The sequence below is a fragment of the Coprococcus sp. LG101-27 genome, from assembly GCF_027695515.1.
Lineage (GTDB): Bacteria > Bacillota > Clostridia > Lachnospirales > Lachnospiraceae > Allocoprococcus > Allocoprococcus comes.
Map to the genome: position 1 here is coordinate 18,797 of NZ_JAQEUJ010000039.1, position 627 is coordinate 19,423.

The following is a 627-nucleotide window of genomic DNA, read 5'->3' on the forward strand; positions in this document are numbered from 1 at the left end:
CTCTGCCTTTTTCAGCTCCGCAGCCTGCTTTTTCTTCGCAGAGTTCCTTTCCCTGTCGCTGACATTGAGCAGCCGTTTCAGCAGCTTGTCCTCATCTTTCTGTGCCAGCATAGACCAGTATTGCAGTCTTGCAAGCACATAGGCATACAGTAGATCATAGCGGATATAGTGCATGGAACACTGGCGTAATCCCTGTCCGTTCTTGCTGCAATGGTAGTACCCGTATGGGTTTTTGTTCTGCTTGTTTTCCCCATAGGCTAAAGACCATCCGCAGTCTGCACATTTTATCAATCCTGCGAAAATCTGTGTCGTACCGTTTCTGCGTTTCCTGCGTCTGCTTGCAATCAGCTCTTGAACTTTTTGGAACACTTCTTCGGAAATGATGGCTTCGTGGGTATTTTCCACACGATACCATTCTTCCTGCGGCTTCCGCACCTTTTTCTTGTTCTTGAATGAAATGTTGCTCTGCTTGTTGTGAACGCTGTGACCGATGTAGGTTTCCTCTTTCAAAATGCTCTTGACCTGTGCAATCGTCCACGCATAGGCTTTTTCTGGAGGCGCACCGGCGTAGATATTGGCGAAAGTCCCGTATCTTTCATAGTTCAGCCAGCCGGGGGTAGGTACTTT

Annotated in this window: 1 protein-coding gene; it reads right to left on the reverse strand. The window is 48.0% G+C overall.

Translation table 11 applies throughout. The features are described from left to right. On the reverse strand, positions 1 to 627 hold a 627-nt coding region (locus PG766_RS16000), incomplete at both ends, for a recombinase family protein (protein WP_270591253.1).